This window comes from Hyphomicrobiales bacterium, from assembly GCA_030688605.1.
Taxonomy (GTDB): domain Bacteria; phylum Pseudomonadota; class Alphaproteobacteria; order Rhizobiales; family NORP267; genus JAUYJB01.
Map to the genome: position 1 here is coordinate 17,156 of JAUYJB010000036.1, position 18,672 is coordinate 35,827.

Sequence of the window (18,672 nt, forward strand, 5' to 3'; positions counted from 1 at the left end):
TTCGGCGGAAAAACTGCCCCGACAGATACTCTCTCAATCCCCGCTTGGCAATTGCGCCCTTCGCCCTGGCGCGACTGAACCCCTTCCTATCCGCCCCTTTGCAACTCGGCGTCCTCGTCGCTGATCGCATCGCCGTCCGGGCCGGGATCGTCGGGCGGCCGCGGCACCACAGGCGCCGCGGACGCCGAACCGGCCGCAACCCTGTCGTCGCCGGTTTCGGCCTTGGCCTTGCCGCCCGCGTTGGCTTTCTCTTCATTGCCGCCCGGTGCGGACGCGGTGGCTTCGGCCTTGGCCTTCTCGCCGGTATCGGTCCTCTTTTCTTCGCCGCTCGGCGCCGGTGCCGCAGCTTCCGCCTTGGCGGTTTCGGCCGCCGCCGGCGCGGCGACGTTCACCGGCAGGACGAGCGTCTTGACGTCGGCTTCCGGTTCGCCGAACAGGTCCGGCGAGGGCGAGCCCAGCGCCTCGACCGGCACTTTCCATTCAAACGCATCGAGGCGGCCGGTGACCGGCGATACCGGCGCCCAGTCCTCGCTGACCACCCCGTCCGCCGTCCACGCCGGATCGCGCGGCGCGCGCACGGCGCGGGACAGCCACGCCCGGCCGCGACCGGCATCGCCATGCTCGCCGTCCTCGATCTCCGCCATCAGCATGCAAATGCGCTGGGTCGGCCCGGCGCCCAGATAAGGTTTCAGCGCCTCGCGCGCCTCGCCCCATTCGTGCGCGTCGGCGGCGGCACCGGCGAGCGCGATGGCGCCCTCGCGCGGGTCCTTGGCCTTGGCCGCCAGGGTGCGCATGCGCTTCAGGCGGTCGCGGGTCGAATCGCCGGGGCGCACATTGATATAGGCCTCGGCAATGTCGGGGTGCGAGAACAGCTTCCAGGTTTTTTCCAGGACCCTGACCGCGCGGCGCGTATTGTCGGCGTCGGCAAGGAGCCGGCCGGCGAGGTTCGCCGCCGGCACCAGGTCGGGGGCAAGGCCGTGTGCCTCGAGCGCCAAGGCAAGCGCCCGCTCGGGATCGGTCTCCGCCACTCCCATCGCCCGGGCCGTGAGCAGCACCGCGCGCGGTCGCCGCGCGGAAGCCTTGTCGATGATCCCGTTTGCCCGATTGGCATTGAGCATCGCCAGCGCGCCGGCCCAGTCGCGCCCGGCGCAATGCATCTCGAACAGCGCCCTTGCTGCCCATGGGGTCGCCGGGTCGAGCCTGAGAGCGCGCTCGGCAAGGCCGCGCATCGCCGCAGCATCGCCCTTGCGTTCGGCTTCGATGAACAGGCCGCGCAGGCCGAGGATCTCGGTTTCCGGCGCGGCGAGCATGGCCTGAAAGCTTCGCATTGCGGTCGCGGGGTCGCCCTTGAGCTGCGCGGTCTGTGCCTTGAGCAGCAGGGTGAGCGGCTCCTCGCCCATGATCGCCTGCGCCTGCTCGGCATACTTGGCCGCAAGCCCGGCGTCACCCGTGCCGACCGCGATCATGCCGCGCGACAGCGCCTGATAGCCCTTGGCGCGGCGGCGGTTGCGCAGAAAGCCCGACAGCGCGCCGGGAATGCCGAGGACGAATCTGAGCCCTGTCCAGCCGGTCATCGCCACGATGATCGCAACCAGCACCAGGATCCCCGCGGCGACGAGGCTTGTCTCGACCCGGTATCCCTCCCAAGTCAGCACCAGCTCACCGGGCCGATCGACGAGCCACGCAATGCCGGCGGCGATCAGCGCCACGGCTATAAAACTGACGATCAAACGGGTCATTGCGCGCCGGTCCCTTGACCCGCCGGAAGACCGATCAGCACATGCTGGTTGAGCGTCGCCATCTGCCGCTCAGCCGCAATTCGCGCCTGCGCCCGCTCAAGCCAAGCCATCATCGCCGCCTGCGCCGCCGGGTCCAAGGCGGCGAGTTCGTCGACCGTGGCCGCGAGGTCGCCTGCCGCAAGCTGCGCTTCGGCGCGGGCGAGCACGGCGCCCGTCGTCTCGCCCTCGACCTCGCCGGTCGGGCGGATGCGCACGATCCTACGGGCATTGGCGATCAGCCGATCGAAAAAGCCGTCCGTCGGCAGCGCCGTGGCGCTCATCGCGGCGGATGCCGCACCCTGGAATGTCTCGGCAAGTTCGTCGCGCCGCGCCACGCCCTCTTGTGCGTAAGCCTCAAGGGCCGTGATCTCGTCGGTCGCGCCGGCCAGCTTCTGGACGGTTGCAAGCTCGCTTACGAAGGGGGCGCCTGAATTCACCGCCCGCTCCAGTCCGGCGACGGCGATGGCGAGCGCCGCGGCGGATCTGGCGGCGGGAGCGCTTTCGGCAACGGTCGCAATCTCGTCGCGCAATGCCGCCACATCGGCGCGCGACGCCGCGATCTCCTGCACGACCGCGGACATGCGCTCGACGATCTCGGCGCGGAGCGCCGCGCGGGCGGATGCGATCTGGCCCTGGGCTTCCGCCTTCGCGGTGCTCTCAACCGCATCGATACGCCGCGTCAAGGCGCCGATGGCGGCCGATGCCGCCTGGCCATCGTCGGAGGCGGCCATCTTCTCGATCAAGCCGCGCACCTCCTCGCGCCCGGCCGCGGCTGCCGCTTCGGCGTCGCTCAGGCGGGCAGCAAGTTCGGTAAGCCGGTTGTTAAGAGCGGCGAGACGCTCAGACGAATCATCCCGTGGGGTCTGCGCCAGTGCCCCTTCGGCCGCCTCGAACCGCTGGGTCAATTGCTGCACCGCAGCGGAAAGCTCGTCCAGCGCGCTCACAGGCAATTGGCTCGATCCTAACGCCGCGATCTCGCTTTCCATCTCGGCCTTGAAAGCCTCGATTCGCGCCTCGACCGGCGCCGCGTCCATGCCGGTGCCGGGCAACAGCCCAAGCCGGACCAGGCCGCCATAGGCACCAAGCGCAACGAGGCCGCCGAGAATCGCGCCCAGCACGAGGACCACGGCCATGAGCCTCAAGTCGCCTAACCACGCGGATTTGCCAGGCTCCGCAGCCGGTTCCTGCGGTGCTTCGGCTGCAGTCTCTTGCGCCGCGGCGGTCGCCTCCTCCGATTCGGCGGATTCGTCCGGGCCCGCCTGTTCACCTGCCTCGGTCGCGGCGGCTTCCGGCTCATCGGCTTCCGCCTTTTCAGCCGCCACCTCGGTGGCGGCAAGATCGATGGTCGCAGGCCGGCGCCTGGCCCGCCGCTTTCGGGCCTTCTCGCCGGGCCGCTCACCATCTGATTTGGTCTCGTCCGTCGGGCTCATGCTGTCCTTCGTGGTCTGCGCCACGCGGGCCTAAAATTGGTCAAACCGGCTCCGTTATACGATGCCCGCGCCGTCAGCGCGAGGCGTTGCCGGCCCGTTCCGCCTCGGCCAATCGCTGCAGCAGCGCCTCCTGTCGCGGTGCCGTTGCGACCAGCAGCCGGCCGCGGTCAAGGCCGAGCGGTGCAAGTTCGGTGGCAACCGCTTGTGAAAGACACACATGGTAAAGACTGCGCGCTGCGGCAAGCAGGTCTTCGGTCTCGGCGCGGATGAGATCGGCATGGATGCGCGCGGTACGCGGCGAATAAAGCAGCACCGCGTCCAATTCGCCCGCCCGAAGAGCCGACCGCGCTTCTTGGGACAGCGCCGTCGCCGCCTTGGCGGCATAAAGAACCGCCACTTCGACCGTGAAGCCATCGGCTCTGAGAGCGGCCTTCAGATCGCCGGCGCGGTCGCGCCCGGCGATGTGCACGATGCGGCCCCGCTCAGGCTCGACGCTATCGCGCACCAGCGCGGCAAGCGCATCGACGTCGCCGCCGGCAACCCGGACATCGGAAAAGCCGGCCTTGCGCGCGGTGCGCGCCGTGGCGTCGCCGACGGCGAAGAGCGGCAGACGCCGCGACCTCGCGCCTAGCTGTTGCGCGGCAAGCGCGCGCACGCCGTTGGAACTCGTCGCGAGCAGGGCCTGCACGCCGTCAAGGTTCAGGTCCACCTCCTTGCACGGGACGATCCGCATCAACGGCGCGATCAAGACCGCGTGGCCGAGCCCGACAAGAGTGCGGGCAAGCGGCTCGCTGTCCTCTCTCGGCCGGGTCAGCAGCACGCGCATCCTCAAGGTCCAGGACTATCGGAGGCTTCGGGAGCGGCAAAGAATCCGGGGCGCAGGCGCGCCTTCAGCGCCGTTCCGGCGTCACGGCCGATCCGCGCGGCCTCGGCGCGCGGCCCCCGCGCTTGGATGCTTTGCTGCTCGCGTCCGTCCGGCGACAGCACCTGACCGCGAAACGCGATGTCCCGGCCCGCGATCTCGGCAAGCCCGGCGATCGGCGTCCGGCAGGAGCCGTCGAGGGCGGCCAGAAACGCGCGCTCGCAGGTGACGCAATCGGCTGTGTCGGCATCGTGGATGGCGGCGAGGAACGAGATGACCTCCCGGTGGTCCACGCGCGTCTCGACGCAGATCGCCCCCTGGCCGACGGCGGGCAGCATCTCGCCGGTCTCGGCCACCGAGGTGGCGTGATCGGCAAGCGAGAGCCGCTTGAGGCCGGCGAGCGCCAGGAACGTCGCGTCGGCTGCCCCTTCCTTGAGCTTGCGCAGTCGGGTCTCGACGTTGCCGCGAAAGGTGACGATCTCGATGTCCGGGCGCAGATTTTTCACCTGCGCCGCCCGCCGCAGGGACGCGGTGCCGACGCGGGCGCCTTGCGGCAGCTCAGACAGGCTGCTCGCATGAAGCGAGATGAACGCGTCGCGGACATCCTCGCGTGCCAGATAGCAGGCGATGGCGAGCCCGTTGGGCAGCTCGGTCGGCATGTCCTTGGTCGAATGCACGGCAAGATCGATGCGGCGGTCGAGAAGCGCCTGCTCGATTTCCTTGGTGAACAGCTCCTTGCCGCCGATTTCCGCCAACGGCCGGTCGAGCACCTTGTCGCCCGAGGTCTTGATGACGACGATCTGGAAATCAGCCTCGGTCAGACCGTGCGCTTGCATCAGCCGCGCCCGCACCTCGTCAGCCTGTCTGAGCGCCAGGGGGCTCCCCCGCGTACCGATCCGGATCGTGGATTGCATAAAGTGGCATCCAGGTGCTAGGGCCAGCAACGGCGCCGAACCTAGAGCATTATCCGGCCGTATGGGAACCCGCATTGCGCATCCTGGGGATCGAGACGACCTGCGACGAGACCGCGGCGGCGGTTGTCCTGCGCCGTGCCGACGGTTCGGGCGAGATCCTTTCCAACGTCATTCATTCGCAGGACGAGGCGCACGCCCGCTTCGGCGGCGTGGTGCCTGAGATCGCCGCCCGCGCCCATGTCGAGCTGATCGATACGGTCATCGCCGCGGCGCTCGACGAGGCCGGGCTTTCCTTCGCCGATCTCGACGGCGTCGCGGCAGCCGCCGGACCGGGGCTCATCGGCGGCGTCATCGTCGGCCTGACCACCGCCAAGGCGATCGCGCTGGTGCACGACAAGCCGCTCATCGCCGTCAACCATCTGGAGGCCCACGCGCTCACCGCTCGGCTCACCGACCGCGCCTCCTTCCCCTATCTCTTGCTGCTCGTCTCCGGCGGCCACACCCAGCTCATCTGGGTGCATGGGGTCGGCTCCTACGAGCGTCTCGGCACCACCGTCGACGATGCGCTGGGCGAAGCCTTCGACAAGACCGCGAAGCTGTTGGGCTTAAGCTTTCCCGGCGGCCCGGCGGTGGAGCGCATGGCGCGCACCGGCGACCCCAAGGCGATTTCGCTGCCGCGGCCGATGCTCGGGCGCAAGGAGCTGCATTTCTCATTCTCCGGCCTCAAGACCGCCGTCCGCCAGGCGGCCGAGGCGCGCGCGCCGCTCTCGGACAAGGATATCGCCGACATCTGCGCCGCCTTCCAGGCTGCCGTCGCGGAGAGTGTTGTCGACCGGGTGCGGATGGCGCTTGCCGCCTGCCGCGCCCGCGGCCTTAGGTCCGGCCGGCTGGTGGTTGCCGGCGGCGTTGCCGCGAACGCGGCGCTGCGGGCGGCGCTTGAACTGACCTGCGAAGAGGAGGGGGTGATGTTGACCGTTCCGCCGCCTTCGCTGTGCACCGACAATGGCGCCATGATCGCCTGGGCCGGCGCCGAACGGCTGGCGCTCGGACTGAGCGATCCCCTCGACGTGGCTCCGCGGGCACGCTGGCCACTCGATCCGGACGCGGCTCCCGCGCCCGGCGCCGGCGTCAAGGCGTGAGGGACGGCCGATGGAACGAATCAACCGCATCGGCATCGTCGGCGGCGGCGCCTGGGGCACGGCGCTGGCCACCGTCGCCGACCGCGCTGGGCGCGAGGTGCTGATCTGGGCGCGCGAGGCGGAGGTCGTCGACGACATCAACGCGCGACACGTCAACAGCCTGTTCCTGCCCGGCATCGCGCTCAAGCCGGCGATCCGGGCGACCGGCGCGCTCGCCGAGCTTGCCGGCCACGACGCCCTGTTGCTGGTCACCCCGGCGCAGGCGCTGCGCGCGGTCGCGGGCGATCTCCGCCCGCACCTGCCGGAAGGCAAGCCGCTCGTCATCTGCGCAAAGGGCATCGAGCAGACGACGGGAAGCTTTCTTTCCGACGTGCTTGCCGAAGTCTGCCCGGCCGCCGTCCCGGCGGTCTTGTCCGGCCCCAGCTTCGCCGCCGACGTCGCCCGCGGCCTGCCGACCGCGGTGACGCTCGCCTGCGTCGACGATGCGCTCGCCGAGAGCCTCGCCGCCGCTCTCAACCCGCCGACCTTCCGCCCCTATGTGTCGCACGATTTGCGCGGCGCCGAGATCGGCGGGGCGGTCAAGAACGTGTTGGCGATCGCCTGCGGCATCTGCGAGGGCAGGGGGCTCGGCGCCAGCGCCCGCGCCGCCCTGACGACGCGCGGCTTCGCCGAGCTTTCCCGCTTCGGCGCGGCGCTGGGCGCCCACGCGGAGACGCTTGCCGGCCTTTCCGGCCTCGGCGATCTCATCCTCACCTGCAACAGCCCGCAGTCGCGCAACATGTCGCTCGGCATGGCGCTCGGTCGCGGCGAGGCGCTCGACACGGTGCTTGGCGCCCGCCGCTCGGTCAGCGAGGGCGTCTATACGGCGGCCGCCGTCGTGGCGCGGGCGAAGAAGCTCGGCATCGACATGCCGCTGTGCAAGGCCGTCCACGGCATTGTCTCAGGCGTAATCTCCGTCGACGCGGCGATCGACGCCATTCTGGCGCGCCCGCTGAAACGGGAAGGCCCGTGATCGATGCTGGACAGGAGCCGACGGTGACGCCTAGATTTCTGCCGGTTCCCGCGGCACGCAAGGAGAGGCCACAACAGATGCTGTTTGTCGTCATTGCCAATGACAAACCCGGCACTTTCGGCACCCGCAAGGCTACGAGGGAGGCTCATCTCGCCTGGCTGAAGGGGCTCGGGTCCAAGATCAAGATCGCCGGGCCGTTCCTCGATTCCAGCCAGTCGATCATGAATGGCAGTCTGTTGATCATCGAAGCCGAAAACGAAGCCGTGGCCAGGGCGCTCGCCGCCCAGGACCCCTATGCCAAGGCGGGTGTTTTCCGACGGGTCGAGATCAAGCCGTGGCGCTGGGTGGTCAACCCGCCGGGTCAGGCGTGATGGCCCATTGGCTGTTCAAGTCGGAGCCGGGCGCCTGGTCGTGGGACGATCAGGTGGCTGCCGGCAGGACCGGCACCGAGTGGGACGGCGTGCGCAACTATCAGGCGCGCAACAGCATGCAGGCCATGAAGAAGGGCGACCGGGGCTTCTTCTATCATTCGGTCGGAGAGAAGAGCATCGTCGGCATTGTCGAGGTGATCGCCGAGGCGCACCGTGATTCGACGACCGAGGACGAGCGCTGGTCTTGTGTCGACCTGGCCGCCGTCAAGGCGCTGCCGAAGCCGGTCACGCTTGCCGACGTCAAGGCCGCGCCGCGCCTTGCCAGGATGGTTCTCGTCAACAATTCGCGTCTTTCGGTGCAGCCGGTCAGCGATGATGAATGGGCGATCATCTGCGCCATGGGCGGGCTTGAGGGGTGAGGCAGGACATGATCTCGGGAAGGAGGCTCCTTATGGATTTCGCCGGAATGAATTATGCGGCGATCATCGTCGCCGCCATCGTCGGCTTCCTGGCCGGTGCCGTCTGGTACGGCCTTCTCGGCAAGCAGTGGCTCGCCGCTCTCGGCAAGAGCAAGGACGAGATGAAGCCGTCGCCGGGGCCGTTCATTACCTCCGCGGTCGCGCTCATCGTCATGGCCTATGTGCTCGCCGGCACCATCGGCCATCTCGGCGAGGTCAATCTGCGCGCCGGCGTCATATCGGGCGCCATCGTCTGGGCCGGCTTCGCCGCCACCACCATGGCTGTCAACAATGCCTTCCAGGGGGCGAAGGTCACCCTCACCCTGATCGATGCCGGCCACTGGCTTGTGGTGCTGGTGCTGATGGGCGGTGTCATCGGCGCATTCGGCGTCTAGAGCACATGCCAAAGAAGGGTATCCTCGACGGCTTACGCGTGCTCGATCTGACCAGCGTCATTCTCGGTTGCTATGCCACCGAGCTACTCGGCGATCTCGGCGCCGACGTGGTCAAGATCGAGCAGCCGGGCGAGATGGGCGGCGACATCATGCGCTGGGGCGGGCCCACGCCGGCAGGCGGCGCACCGGGCATGGGGCCCTTGTTCATGGCCTATAACCGCAACAAGCGCTCGCTCGGCCTCGACCTCAAGGAAAAAACGGGCCGCGCGGCTCTCCTACGCCTTGGCGCCAAGGCCGACATCTTCGCCAGCAATATGCGGCTTGAAAGCCTCGAGCGCCTCGGGCTCGGCTATGAGGCGCTGAAGGCCGCCCGCGGCGATATCATCTATGTCCATGCCGCAGGCTTCGGCTCCGATGGACCCTATGCCGGCCGTACCGCCTATGACGAGACGGTGCAGGCGGCTGCCGGCATGGCCGATCTCTATCCCCGCGCCTATGGAGAAGATCAGCCGCGCTACCTGCCGACATTGGCCGCCGATAAGACGGTAGCCTTGTTCATGGTCTATGCGAGCCTTGCCGCTCTTTACCACCGCGCCGTGACCGGCGAGGGCCAGTTCGTCGAGGTGCCGATGTTCGAGTGCATGACCCATTACAATATGAGCGAGAATCTCTACGCCCACATCTTTCAGCCGCCGACCGGAGAATATGGTTACAACCGCATCCTCAACTCCGAGCGCCGCCCCTACCGGACCATGGACGGCTGGATCTCGGTCTCGCCCTATACCGACCGCAACTGGCGCGATTTCTTCGCCTTTGCCGGCCGCGAGGCGGAATTTTCGCGCGATTCCCGCTTCAACACTTACGGAGATCGCATCCGCAACATCGCCGCCCTATACGCCATGGTCGAGGAGATCACCGAGACCAGGACCACCGAGGAATGGTTGTCCTTGCTGGCCGAAAAGGGCATTCCGGCAATCCGTGTGAACCGCCTCGACACGATCATGGACGACCCGCACCTTGCCGCCACAGGCTTCTTCGCGGTCAGCCGGCACCCGAGCCAGGGCGCAGTCGTCGACATGAAACATCCGGTGCGTTTTTCCGCCACCCCGGCCGAGGCCCGCCGACCGGCGCCGCGGCTCGGGGCGCACAATGACGAGGTTTTCGCCGACTGGGGAGTCGACGCCCCGCACGCGGAGGAAAGAGGCGGCGGAAGCTGACCGCCCTGCCAAAGTTTGACCGGGCCACGGTTGTCGGAGCATAAACGCCCCACCATAATGCGCCCACACTCTTGTCGCCCTTGGGGGAGGAAGGTTCATGTCGGAGCGAAAAATTCACCCGGTGCCGCGCGCATGGGCGAAAAGCGCCTATATCGACAATGCCACATATCTGAAGATGTACGAGGAATCGGTCACAAACCCGGCCAGGTTCTGGGGCCGCGAGGGCAAACGCATCGACTGGATCAAGCCTTACAGCAAGGTCAAGAACACCAGCTTCAAGCCGCCCAAGGTCTTCATCAAGTGGTACGAGGACGGCAAGCTCAACGCCTGCTACAACTGCGTCGACCGCCACCTCAAGAAGCGCGGCAATCAGACCGCCATCATCTGGGAAGGCGACGACCCCTATTACGACAGGAAGATCACCTATAACGAGCTTTACGAGCATGTCTGCCGTTTTGCCAACGTGCTCAAGAACAACGGCGTCAAGAAAGGCGACCGGGTCACCATCTACCTGCCGATGATCCCGGAAATCGCTTACGCCATGCTCGCCTGCGCGCGCATCGGCGCGATGCATTCGGTGGTGTTCGGCGGCTTTTCCCCGGATTCGCTTGCCGGCCGCATCATCGACTGCAAGTCCAACTTCGTCATCACCGCCGACGAGGGCCTGCGCGGCGGCCGCACCGTTCCGCTGAAGGAGAATACCGACGCGGCGCTGAAGAAATGCCCCGGCGGCGAGAAGGTGCTGGTCATCCGCCGCACCGGCGGCAAGGTGCCCTGGAACGACAAGCGCGACCGCTGGTACCATGAGGAGGCGGCCAAGGTCTCCGCCGATTGCAAGCCGGTGGCGATGAATGCGGAAGACCCGCTCTTCATCCTTTACACCTCCGGCTCGACGGGAAAGCCGAAGGGGGTGCTGCACACGACCGGCGGCTATCTGGTTTTTGTCGCCGTCACCCACAGCTACATCTTCGACTACAAAGAGGGCGATGTCTTTTGGTGCACGGCCGACGTCGGCTGGGTCACCGGCCACAGCTACATCGTCTACGGGCCGCTCGCCAACGGCGCCATCACCCTGATGTTTGAAGGCGTGCCGAACTATCCCGACGCCTCGCGCTTCTGGCAGGTGGTCGACAAGCACAAGGTCAACATCTTCTACACCGCGCCGACGGCGATCCGCGCGCTGATGGGCGCCGGCGACGCCTACGTCAAACGCACCAGCCGCAAGTCCGTGAAGCTGCTCGGCACCGTTGGCGAGCCGATCAACCCGGAAGCCTGGGAATGGTACTATCGGGTGGTCGGCGATAGCCGCTCGCCGATCGTCGACACCTGGTGGCAGACGGAGACCGGCGGCATCCTGATCACGCCGCTGCCAGGCGCGACCAAGCTCAAGCCGGGCTCCGCCACCCGGCCATTCTTCGGCATTCAGCCGGCCATCGTCGACAGCGACGGCAAGCTGCTCGAAGGCGCGGCGGAGGGAAATCTGGTGATCCTCGATTCCTGGCCGGGCCAGATGCGCACCGTCTATGGCGACCATAAGCGGTTCGTCGAGACCTATTTCACCACCTATAAGGGCATGTTCCTGACCGGCGACGGCTGCCGCCGCGACAAGGACGGCGATTATTGGATCACCGGCCGCGTCGACGACGTCATCAACGTCTCCGGCCACCGCATGGGCACCGCAGAGGTTGAATCCTCGCTGGTCGCCCATCCCAAGGTCTCGGAGGCCGCCGTCGTCGGCTATCCGCACGACATCAAGGGGCAGGGCATCTATTGCTACGTGACGCTGATGGAAGGCGGGAAACCGTCCGACGCGCTCAGGGACGAGCTGCGCGCCTGGGTGCGCAAGGACATCGGCCCGATTGCCACGCCGGACCTGGTCCAGTTCGCGCCCGGCCTGCCGAAGACGCGCTCGGGCAAGATCATGCGCCGCATCCTGCGCAAGATCGCCGAGGACGACGCGACCCATCTCGGCGACACCTCGACGCTGGCCGACCCCGCCGTCGTCGACAATCTGGTCAAGAACCGGCAGAACAAGAGGGCATAGCGGGCGCAGAGCCCTGTCGATACTGATTGAGACATTCGATGGCGGCGCTGCCGCACCAATCCGTCCGCCTCCCGCCGTCATAGGGACGCGCCAGGCCGGCGGCGACGAGCTCAGGCCCGAGCGCGCGTTCGTCCGCCGTCGTTACGTCGGCAAGCACGCGGCCGAAATATTTGTCGCCGGAAACGGCGCTGAGCCGCACGGTCTTGCCTGAGACCGCCTTGCGCACGAAGTCGGCGGCGCGTAACGCCAATGTCCGTTCGCCGGCGCAGCCAGCTTTGAGCTCGGGCGCGTCGATGCCGCGGATGCGCACCGCGACCTGAACCTTTTGGTCGATCCAGATATGCGCGCTCACCAGCAAGGTATCGCCATCGACGACGCGCGCGACGTGCGCCGAAATCGGCCCGGCGAGCATATCTGCGCGTGGCCCGATATGCGGTGTCGGGTTGTTGTTGACCGCGCCCGGAATGATTTGGGCCGGTCTCCCCGTCGAAGCGTTTTCGGGCCCAATGGAACCTGCTCCGCCCGCCGGCGAGCCGGCCCATACCCAGCCTGCCACGCTTGCGAACAGCGCGGCCGCGGCCGCGAGAGGCGCGACGCGATTTGAACCGGTGCATGCCCATTTCGTTGTTTTTCCCATTCCCTTGCGACCCACGGTTGTACAACTATAACGTGTATGATACTGGTGTCGAGTGAAAAAAGGGAACAAAATAAAAACATCACGCAAAGCGCGTGGGAAGATACCGCCTCTGCAGGCAGCAACCCGCAGGCTCAGAAATCGCTGGCGATGCCTTTGACCTCCCAGTCGCCGTAACGAACCGGATCGAGTCCGCCGCGGTCATTGACTTCCTTGGCGACCTCCTTTTCGGCCTTCTCGCCGCGCCGGTCGATTGCGGCGCGAGCGCGCGTTCCGCCGCCGGGGTCAGCTTCTTGCCGCGTTTCCCGACTGCGGCGCGTTGCGGGTCGGTCCTTTTCGGCTCCCTGGGCATGGCGAAAACAATCTAGCGCCGCGCCGCGCCAACTTGAAGCTTGGCGACGACATCCCCATCATATTCATCGGACACGTCGCGGGCGCTGCGGCCCGCGTCAAGCGAACGATCGAACGGAACAAAGATGAACCTTTTCAAGACCGCGCTGCTTCTCGCCGCCCTCACCGGGCTATTCATGGCCATCGGCTTTCTCATCGGCGGCCAGGGCGGAATGCTCATCGCCTTCGTCGTGGCGCTGGCCATGAACGCCTTCAGCTATTGGAACGCCGACAAGATCGTGCTGCGCATGCACAATGCGACAGAGGTGGACGAACGGACCGCGCCTGAATTCTTCGCCACCGTGCGCCGCCTCGCCGCCGCGGCGGACCTGCCGATGCCGCGCGTCTATGTCGTCGATTCCGCCCAGCCCAACGCGTTTGCCACCGGCCGCAACCCGGCCCATGCCGCCGTCGCCGCCACCACCGGCCTGCTGCAATCGCTGTCGCAGGAGGAGGTCGCCGGCGTCATGGCTCACGAGCTCGCCCACGTGAAGAACCGCGACACGCTCATCATGACCGTTACCGCGACCATCGCCGGCGCCATCTCCATGCTCGCCAATTTCGCCTTCTTCTTCGGCGGCAACCGCAACAATAACGGCCTCGGCCTCATCGGCACGCTGGCGCTGATGATCCTGGCGCCGCTGGGTGCGGCACTGGTGCAGATGGCGATCAGCCGCACCCGCGAATATTCCGCAGACCGCCTCGGCGCGGAGATCTGCGGCCGGCCGCTGTCGCTTGCCTCGGCCTTGCAGAAGATCGCCGGCGCTGCGGCGCACATCCGCAATCCGGCCGCCGAGCGCAACCCGGCGACCGCGCATCTGTTTATCGTCAACCCGCTCTCCGGAGAGCGCATGGACAATCTGTTCTCGACCCACCCGGCGATCGAAAACCGCGTTGCCCAGCTCATCGCCCTGGCCGAGGAGTGGGGAACGAGCGGCGGCGGCCGGGGATCGGCCGGTGCCGCAAGCGTCCCGCCTGCCGGGCTCCGTCGGTCCGGGCCCTGGGGCTGATGTTCGTTCATGCACGGCCGATCCGCATTCGCCCGGCGCATGGCCGTGCCTGAACCCGACCGCCAACAACGCAACAAACCCGCCGCCGACGCAGGCCTTGCTCCCCGCCGCGTCGCCCTCGACCTGTTGAGCCTTGTGTTGCGGCAGGCCCGGCCGCTCGCCGACCTTCTCGATGCGGACAGCCCTGAGGACGGCCTTGCCCGGCTTTCCGAGCGCGACCGGGCGCTCGCACTCATGATCACATACACCGCGCTGCGCCGGTTGGGCCAGATCGACGCTTGTCTGAAACGCATCTACCGGTCCGGCGTGCCGGCGCGCGCCGGAACGCTCGAGGAGGTCCTGCGCATCGGTGCCGCGCAGATCCTGTTTCTCAATGTACCGGCCCACGCGGCCGTCGACCTTTCGGTGCGGCTTGCCGACCTCAATCCCCGCGCCCGGCATTACCGCTCGCTCGTCAATGCCGGTCTGCGCCGCCTCGCCGAAAGGGGCGCAACCCTTATTGCTCAGCAGGATGAAGCCCGACTCAACACGCCGCTCTGGCTATGGCAGAGCTGGCTTGAGACCTATGGCGAGGAAACCGCCCGCGCCATCGCTTCGGCTCATCTTGTCGAGCCGGCCCTCGACCTCACCGTCAAGGAGGACGCCGCCGGCTGGGCCGAGCGCCTCAATGGGATCGTGCTTTCGACCGGGTCGGTGCGCCTTGTCCGCGGCGGGCGGATCGAGGCGCTCGAGGGCTATCGGGAGGGCGCCTGGTGGGTGCAGGATGCGGCGGCCAGCCTGCCGGCGCGGCTGTTGCGCGACGTTACCGGAAAGACCGTGCTCGATCTGTGCGCCGCGCCCGGCGGCAAGACCGCCCAGCTTGCTTCCGCCGGCGCCAGGGTGGTCGCGGTGGAAAAATCGCCGCGCCGCGCCCGCAGGCTTGAGGAAAACCTTCGTCGCCTCGGTCTTTCGGCCGAAATCGTCGTCGCCGACATGCTCGAATGGCGACCCGGCACGCCGGCCGACGCGGTGCTGCTCGATGCCCCGTGCACGGCGAGCGGAACCCTGCGCCGGCACCCGGACGCCGCTTGGCTCAAGCGCGCCCGGGACCGCGACGAGCTGGTAGCGCTGCAGCGCCAGCTTCTCGCCTGCGCCGTTTCCCTGATACGCCCCGGCGGCGAGCTCGTCTTTTGCACCTGCTCGCTCGAGCCCGAGGAAGGAGAACAGCAAATCACCCGTTTATTGGAGGCCGGTGCGCCGGTGCGCCGGGCGCCGATCACGCCCGATGACATCGGCGGCCTTGACGAGGGCGTCACCGCCTCGGGCGATCTGCGTACGCTGCCCTTCATGCTTCCCAACGCCAATCCGCGGCTTTCCGGCATGGACGGCTTCTTTGCCGCTCGGCTCGTCCGGACCTAAAGTCAACACGCTGATTCGCGTCGAGAGGGCGGCGATCATCCATTGACCTTAACGCGGATCGCCGCGAATGTTGGCGCGGGCTCCCCACCGACGCGGCGGTTGTGAGATGCGGTCAGCGGCGGCGAGGGCGAGGAGGCAAGAGCGCGACATGTTCGCATCCAAGCTGAGAGAGAGAGGGCGGCTTGCCCTGCTCCTGACCGCTGCGCTTATGCGCGCCCTGCGCCGGCGGCTCTATCCCTCTTCGCTGTACCGGTGGCGGTTTTCCGGTCCGATCACCGACCGCCTCCTGCTCGCTCCGCAGGATCTCCGCACCGCCGACCCGACCATCGCCAACGAGATCTATGGCGGCCGCTTTTCGCTTGCCGGCCAGGTCGCGGTGATCGAGCAAGGCTCTCCCTTCACCTCCTCGCCGCCGTCGCTGGAATGGCAGCGGGCGCTGGTCGGCTTCGGCTGGTTGCGCCATCTGCGCGCGACCAACGCCGCCTTGGCGCGCTCCCAATCCCGAGCGCTCATCGACGACTGGTTGCTATCCGCCGGCCACTGGCGGGGCGTGTCCGCGGACGCGGAGGTCACCGCACGCCGGATCATCTCCTGGCTGTGCCATTCGCCGCTGATCCTTGAAGGGGCCGACCGCGCCTTTTACCGGCGTTTCCTGCGCAGCCTGAACCGCCAGATCCGCTATCTGCGCAAGGCCGCGACCACGACGCCTGAGGGGTTGCCGCGCCTGACCGCGATCATCGCCCTCAATTATGCCGGCCTGTGCCTCGGCGGGCTCGACCGTCAGCAGCGCCAGGCGGCACGCTGGCTCAACGAGGAGCTGGCCCGACAGATTCTGCCCGACGGCGGCCATGCCAGCCGCGATCCGGGCGCCATCGTAACCCTGCTGCTCGAGCTTCTGCCGCTGCGCCAGACATTCAGCGCGCGACAGATCCATCCCCCCGCCGGTCTGCTCAACGCCATCGACCGGATGATGCCCATGATCCGCTTCTTTCGTCATGGCGACGGCGCTTTCGCCTTGTTCAACGGTATGGGCGCAAGCCAGGCCGACGCGGCGGCGACCGTGCTTGCCTATGACGATTCATTCGGCAAGCCGATCGACAATGCGACCTATTCCGGCTATCAGCGCCTCACCTCGGGCAATACCACAATCATCATGGACACCGGCCGGCCGCCGCCGATCCGGCTCAGCGGTAGGGCCCATGCCGGCTGCCTCGCCTTCGAGCTGAGCTCGGCCCAACATCGCATCATCGTCAATTGCGGCGCGCCGGCGACCAACAGCCGGGCCTGGCGCCAGGCCGCGCGCACGACGGCCGCCCATTCGACGGCGACGGTCGAGGATTCCTCCTCGTGCCGCCTTGTCGGCGACAAATGGCTCGCCGACATTGTCGGCGAACTGGTGCTCTCCGGCCCGCATCATCTGACAGTCGCCCGCGAGACAGGGGTGGGCATGACCCGGGTCACCGCCAGCCATGACGGCTACTACGAGCGGTTCGGCGTCGTTCACGAGCGCCGTCTGGAGATCAAGGCGGATGGCCGCGTCCTGACCGGCGAGGACGCTTTCTCCTGCGCGCGCACAGACGCCAATCCGGCCTATGCGCTGCGCTTCCACCTTCACCCCGACGTCCACGCCAGCCGCTCCACAACCGCTCACGGCATCATGCTGACGCTGCCGAACCGGGAGGCCTGGAGCTTCGCCGTCGAGGGCGCCGAGGCGGAGCTTGAGGAAAGCGTCTACTTGCCCGATCCGGACGGACCGCGGCGAACCGGCCAGATCGTCGTCTATGGACGGGTCAACCATCAGCCACGCGTCGCCTGGTCGCTGGTCCAGGTGGGCGAGTCCGGCCGCTCCACGGCGCCCGCCCATTCGGATGCCGTCGAGCAACGGGAGCTGCCCCTGGCGCAGGAATGAACCGATGCGCCTTTTTGTCCCAATCCAAATCGCTTTAAAGGCCGCGAGGTTGCGTTAAACACAGGATCGCAATGCGTCGACCGGAACGCCCGGAAAGACGCCCGCAAAGAAGCTCCATGAGCGAGAAACAGCAAAAGATCGCCCGCGCCCTCATCTCGGTCTCCGACAAGTCGGGCCTCATTGAATTTGCGTGCGGCCTCGCCGGCCTGGGGGTCGAGATCATCTCCACCGGAGGCACCACCCGGGCGCTGGCCGAGGCGGGAATCGAAGCCCGCGAAGTTTCCGCGCTGACCGGCTTTCCGGAACTGATGGGCGGCCGGGTAAAGACCCTGCACCCGCGTGTCCATGGCGGCCTGCTCGCGGTGCGCGGCAATGCCGAACACGAAGCGGCGATGCAAGAACACCAGATCCCGGCGATCGACCTCATCGCGGTCAATCTCTATCCCTTCGAGGCGACGGTGGCCAAGGGCGCGGGGTTTGCGGAATGCGTCGAGAATATCGATATCGGTGGCCCGGCAATGATCCGCTCGGCGGCCAAGAACCACGCCGCCGTCACCGTCATCGTCGACCCGGAAGACTATGCCCGCGCTCTGGCCGACATGGCCGAGAATGGCGGCGGCACCAGCGCCGCGCTGCGCCGAGAGCTTGCCGCCAAGGCCTATGGCCGCACGGCAGCCTATGACGCGGCGATCGCCACATGGTTCGCCGAGGAGACCGGCGAGACGGCGCCCACTTACCGCGCTTTTGCAGGTCGGCTTGCGCAGATTCTGCGTTATGGCGAGAACCCGCACCAGCAGGCGGCCTTCTACCGCACCGGGGTGGTGCGCGCAGGCGTTGCCACGGCAAGCCAGTTCCAGGGCAAGCAGCTCAGCTACAACAATATCAACGACACCGACGCGGCCTTCGAGTTGGTCGCCGAGTTCGACCCCGCGTTGAGCCTCGCCGTCGCCATCGTCAAGCACGCCAACCCGTGCGGCGTAGCGGTCGGCGCAACGCTCGTGGAAGCCTATCGAAAGGCGCTCAAATGCGATCCCGTGTCCGCGTTCGGCGGCATCATTGCCACGAACCGGCCGCTCGATGTCGAGGCCGCGCGCGCCATGGTCGAGATTTTCACCGAGGTCATCATCGCGCCCGACGCCGACGAGGCGGCAAGAGCGGTGATCGCCACAAAGAAGAATTTGCGCCTGCTCATCGCCGGCGGTCTGCCGAATCCGCGCGCGCCGGGGCTCACCGTCAAGTCCGTCGCAGGCGGCCTGTTGGTGCAGTCGCGCGACAATGGCAATATCGACGATGTCGAGCTCAAAGTGGTGACCAAGCGCGCCCCGAGCGATCAGGAATTGGCCGACCTCAAGTTCGCCTTCCGCGTCGCCAAGCACGTCAAGTCGAATAGCATCGTCTACGCCAAGAACGGCGCCACGGTTGGCATCGGCGCGGGCCAGATGAGCCGGGTCGATTCAGCCCGCATCGCCGCCCGCAAGGCCCAGGACGCGGCCGAAGCGGCCGGCGAGACGGAGCCCCTGACCCGTGGCTCGGTTGCGGCATCCGACGCCTTCTTCCCCTTCGCCGACGGGCTCATTGCCACAGCGGAAGCCGGCGCCACCGCGGTCATTCAGCCCGGCGGCTCAATGCGCGATCAAGAGGTGATCGAGGCCGCCGACGAGGCCGGCCTTGCCATGGTCTTCACCGGGATGCGCCATTTCCGCCATTAGCG

At 67.4% G+C, this 18,672-nt stretch carries 16 protein-coding genes and 1 pseudogene; 11 read left to right on the forward strand and 6 right to left on the reverse strand.

What is annotated here, in order from left to right:
* Positions 1 to 86: 86 nt before the first annotated feature.
* The 4 genes from Q8P46_04515 to hemC all read right to left on the reverse strand — a co-directional run bounded on the left by Q8P46_04515 (position 87) and on the right by hemC (position 4,984).
* The gene (locus Q8P46_04515; protein MDP2619426.1) at positions 87 to 1,739 is read right to left on the reverse strand and encodes a heme biosynthesis HemY N-terminal domain-containing protein; all 1,653 of its coding nucleotides are present in this window, start codon (positions 1,737 to 1,739) and stop codon (positions 87 to 89) included.
* Positions 1,736 to 3,208, reverse strand: a complete 1,473-nt coding sequence (locus Q8P46_04520) for a hypothetical protein (protein ID MDP2619427.1) — start codon at positions 3,206 to 3,208, stop codon at positions 1,736 to 1,738. Before Q8P46_04520 ends, Q8P46_04515 begins: the two co-directional genes overlap by 4 nt.
* Before the next feature lie 73 nt (positions 3,209 to 3,281).
* Complete coding sequence (locus Q8P46_04525) at positions 3,282 to 4,034, reverse strand: uroporphyrinogen-III synthase (protein ID MDP2619428.1); 753 nt, start codon at positions 4,032 to 4,034, stop codon at positions 3,282 to 3,284.
* Positions 4,035 to 4,036: 2 nt separating this feature from the next.
* On the reverse strand, positions 4,037 to 4,984 hold the full coding sequence (gene hemC / locus Q8P46_04530; GenBank protein ID MDP2619429.1) for a hydroxymethylbilane synthase: 948 nt from the start codon (positions 4,982 to 4,984) through the stop codon (positions 4,037 to 4,039).
* Positions 4,985 to 5,058: 74 nt separating this feature from the next.
* Between hemC and tsaD the strand changes: the two genes are divergently transcribed.
* The 7 genes from tsaD (at position 5,059) to acs (ending at position 11,620) form a co-directional block, all read left to right on the forward strand.
* Complete coding sequence (gene tsaD / locus Q8P46_04535) at positions 5,059 to 6,123, forward strand: tRNA (adenosine(37)-N6)-threonylcarbamoyltransferase complex transferase subunit TsaD (protein ID MDP2619430.1); 1,065 nt, start codon at positions 5,059 to 5,061, stop codon at positions 6,121 to 6,123.
* Positions 6,124 to 6,133: 10 nt separating this feature from the next.
* Positions 6,134 to 7,135 carry an NAD(P)H-dependent glycerol-3-phosphate dehydrogenase gene (locus Q8P46_04540; GenBank protein MDP2619431.1) on the forward strand — a complete coding sequence of 334 codons (1,002 nt, stop codon included), beginning with the start codon at positions 6,134 to 6,136 and terminating at the stop codon, positions 7,133 to 7,135.
* Positions 7,136 to 7,212: 77 nt separating this feature from the next.
* Positions 7,213 to 7,506 carry a YciI family protein gene (locus Q8P46_04545; GenBank protein ID MDP2619432.1) on the forward strand — a complete coding sequence of 98 codons (294 nt, stop codon included), beginning with the start codon at positions 7,213 to 7,215 and terminating at the stop codon, positions 7,504 to 7,506.
* On the forward strand, positions 7,506 to 7,925 hold the full coding sequence (locus Q8P46_04550; GenBank protein MDP2619433.1) for an EVE domain-containing protein: 420 nt from the start codon (positions 7,506 to 7,508) through the stop codon (positions 7,923 to 7,925). The genes Q8P46_04545 and Q8P46_04550 overlap by 1 nt, the downstream gene beginning before the upstream one ends.
* Positions 7,926 to 7,957: 32 nt before the next feature.
* Positions 7,958 to 8,359 (forward strand): DUF1761 domain-containing protein, encoded by a 402-nt coding sequence (locus tag Q8P46_04555; protein ID MDP2619434.1) that lies wholly within the window; start codon positions 7,958 to 7,960, stop codon positions 8,357 to 8,359.
* Positions 8,360 to 8,364: 5 nt separating this feature from the next.
* Positions 8,365 to 9,576, forward strand: coding sequence for a CoA transferase (locus Q8P46_04560; GenBank protein ID MDP2619435.1), 1,212 nt, complete (start codon positions 8,365 to 8,367; stop codon positions 9,574 to 9,576).
* A 97-nt stretch (positions 9,577 to 9,673) separates the two neighbouring features.
* Positions 9,674 to 11,620: an acetate--CoA ligase gene (gene acs, locus Q8P46_04565; GenBank protein MDP2619436.1), complete on the forward strand. Its 1,947-nt coding sequence runs from the start codon at positions 9,674 to 9,676 to the stop codon at positions 11,618 to 11,620.
* Here the strand turns inward: acs and Q8P46_04570 are convergent.
* Positions 11,592 to 12,344, reverse strand: a complete 753-nt coding sequence (locus Q8P46_04570; GenBank protein MDP2619437.1) for a thermonuclease family protein — start codon at positions 12,342 to 12,344, stop codon at positions 11,592 to 11,594. The genes acs and Q8P46_04570 overlap by 29 nt on opposite strands.
* 44 nt (positions 12,345 to 12,388) lie before the next feature.
* Positions 12,389 to 12,606 (reverse strand): annotated as a pseudogene (locus Q8P46_04575) (DUF1674 domain-containing protein).
* A gap of 124 nt (positions 12,607 to 12,730) precedes the next feature.
* Here Q8P46_04575 and htpX point away from each other — a divergent pair.
* The 4 genes from htpX (at position 12,731) to purH (ending at position 18,670) form a co-directional block, all read left to right on the forward strand.
* Entirely contained in the window at positions 12,731 to 13,654 is a 924-nt protein-coding gene (gene htpX, locus Q8P46_04580) for a zinc metalloprotease HtpX (GenBank protein MDP2619438.1), read from the forward strand.
* A 39-nt stretch (positions 13,655 to 13,693) separates the two neighbouring features.
* A complete protein-coding gene (locus Q8P46_04585; GenBank protein MDP2619439.1) occupies positions 13,694 to 15,052 on the forward strand; it encodes an RsmB/NOP family class I SAM-dependent RNA methyltransferase in 1,359 nt (452 codons plus the stop codon).
* A gap of 148 nt (positions 15,053 to 15,200) precedes the next feature.
* The gene (locus Q8P46_04590) at positions 15,201 to 16,961 is read left to right on the forward strand and encodes a heparinase II/III family protein (protein MDP2619440.1); all 1,761 of its coding nucleotides are present in this window, start codon (positions 15,201 to 15,203) and stop codon (positions 16,959 to 16,961) included.
* A 116-nt stretch (positions 16,962 to 17,077) separates the two neighbouring features.
* Complete coding sequence (purH, locus tag Q8P46_04595) at positions 17,078 to 18,670, forward strand: bifunctional phosphoribosylaminoimidazolecarboxamide formyltransferase/IMP cyclohydrolase (protein MDP2619441.1); 1,593 nt, start codon at positions 17,078 to 17,080, stop codon at positions 18,668 to 18,670.
* The last annotated feature ends 2 nt before the right edge of the window (positions 18,671 to 18,672 follow it).

Bases quoted from the DNA above. Each gene is read 5' to 3' on its own strand.
- Q8P46_04515 (MDP2619426.1), bottom strand. From the start codon at position 1,739: ATGACCCGTTTGATCGTCAGTTTTATAGCCGTGGCGCTGATCGCCGCC.
- Q8P46_04520 (MDP2619427.1), bottom strand. From the start codon at position 3,208: ATGAGCCCGACGGACGAGACCAAATCAGATGGTGAGCGGCCCGGCGAG.
- Q8P46_04525 (MDP2619428.1), bottom strand. From the start codon at position 4,034: ATGCGCGTGCTGCTGACCCGGCCGAGAGAGGACAGCGAGCCGCTTGCC.
- hemC (MDP2619429.1), bottom strand. From the start codon at position 4,984: ATGCAATCCACGATCCGGATCGGTACGCGGGGGAGCCCCCTGGCGCTC.
- Q8P46_04540 (MDP2619431.1), top strand. From the start codon at position 6,134: ATGGAACGAATCAACCGCATCGGCATCGTCGGCGGCGGCGCCTGGGGC.
- Q8P46_04545 (MDP2619432.1), top strand. From the start codon at position 7,213: ATGCTGTTTGTCGTCATTGCCAATGACAAACCCGGCACTTTCGGCACC.
- Q8P46_04550 (MDP2619433.1), top strand. From the start codon at position 7,506: ATGGCCCATTGGCTGTTCAAGTCGGAGCCGGGCGCCTGGTCGTGGGAC.
- Q8P46_04555 (MDP2619434.1), top strand. From the start codon at position 7,958: ATGGATTTCGCCGGAATGAATTATGCGGCGATCATCGTCGCCGCCATC.
- Q8P46_04560 (MDP2619435.1), top strand. From the start codon at position 8,365: ATGCCAAAGAAGGGTATCCTCGACGGCTTACGCGTGCTCGATCTGACC.
- acs (MDP2619436.1), top strand. From the start codon at position 9,674: ATGTCGGAGCGAAAAATTCACCCGGTGCCGCGCGCATGGGCGAAAAGC.
- htpX (MDP2619438.1), top strand. From the start codon at position 12,731: ATGAACCTTTTCAAGACCGCGCTGCTTCTCGCCGCCCTCACCGGGCTA.
- Q8P46_04585 (MDP2619439.1), top strand. From the start codon at position 13,694: ATGGCCGTGCCTGAACCCGACCGCCAACAACGCAACAAACCCGCCGCC.
- Q8P46_04590 (MDP2619440.1), top strand. From the start codon at position 15,201: ATGTTCGCATCCAAGCTGAGAGAGAGAGGGCGGCTTGCCCTGCTCCTG.
- purH (MDP2619441.1), top strand. From the start codon at position 17,078: ATGAGCGAGAAACAGCAAAAGATCGCCCGCGCCCTCATCTCGGTCTCC.